Source organism: Pseudomonas sp. K5002, from assembly GCF_013386655.1.
Classification (GTDB): Bacteria; Pseudomonadota; Gammaproteobacteria; order Pseudomonadales; family Pseudomonadaceae; genus Aquipseudomonas.
Map to the genome: position 1 here is coordinate 1 of NZ_JACARK010001285.1, position 1,241 is coordinate 1,241.

General features: G+C 63.3%; 1 protein-coding gene. It reads right to left on the reverse strand.

Annotated features, from left to right (window positions below; translation table 11 throughout):
• The coding region (locus tag HX846_RS35710) for an AsmA family protein (RefSeq protein ID WP_178967295.1) at positions 1–1,241 on the reverse strand (1,241 nt) is incomplete at both ends.

Below are 1,241 nucleotides of genomic sequence, written 5' to 3' on the forward strand. Positions count from 1 at the left end.
TCGGTGCCACCAGCGCCAGCAAGCCCGCCGCCGGGCCGGCAATCACACCCAAGGCAACCATGCCCGCACCACGCAGCATCAGCGGCACCGCCTTCACCCCAGCATTCGGTTTGATAAACGGCCCGTTGACGTACAACGGCGAGCGCAGGGAAAACAGGCGGAAGCCTTTGGACTCCGGAGTAATGGTCAGGTCAAGCTGCTCGCTGGCCATGTTCGCGGTGCCATCGATGTAGATGATCGCGTTCTCGGTATCGAACACAAACAGGCGAGTCGTCGCCAGGCCCGACTTGATGCCGAAGTCTGCGGCCGCACAGTTGATCTTCACTTCCTTGTCGCCAAACAGGCGGCCGACCACGTAGTTGCCGACGTTGAGCCCGGCGATTTCCATCAGTCCGCGGCTGATGGCGCCGTCGTTGATCAACATTTTCAGATCGCCATTCGACGTGCCAAGCAATGCCGCGACGGAGTTGCCGCGTCCGGAAATGTCCGCGTCGCCGTTGAGCTCACCGAAGCTGGTTTTCATCGGCTCGAAGGTCGGGAACAACTGCTTGAGCTTGAAGTTGCGCGCGGTGAGTCTGGCCTGGCCTTCCATCGGCGTGGTGCGCCCGTTGAGACGAATCTGCGCGTCGAGCTTGCCACCGGCCACGCCGAAACGCAGGGGCTCCAGGCTCAACTGCCCGTCGTTCAGCACCAAGTGAGTGTAGAGATCGGTGAACGGCAATTCGGCACTGTGGACGATGCGTTTGCCGGTGAATTCGACGTCGGCATCCATGTCGCGCCAGCGCTCGGTGCGGAACTCTTCCACTGGCAGCACCTTGGTCGCCGGCTGCTTGCTTTCGCCGCCACGGGCTTTTTGCTTGGCGTTGGAGTCGGCGCCGATCAGCGGCGCCAGGTCGGTCATCAACAGCTGATTGGAGACCAGCGCCCCGGTGAGCTTGGGCCGCGGCTGGCTGGCGACGTAGCCGAGGTTGCCGTGGATGTCGCTGTTGCCGATCTTGCCGTTGAAGTTTTCATACTGGAACGACGCGCCACTGGCCTCATGCAGCTTGGCGATCAGGTGGCCGTCGGTGGAATAGGCGGGCGAGTCTGGCAAGGTCACGCCGGTCAGCGGGTACAGGTTGCCCAGGCTGCTGCCGGAGAGTTTGAGGCGCAGGTCGAGGGCGCCGAGGTTCATCGGGTCGGTCAGGGTGCCGGCCAGCGCGATGCTGGTGTCGCCGATCCTGGCCTGGGCTTGCAGCGGG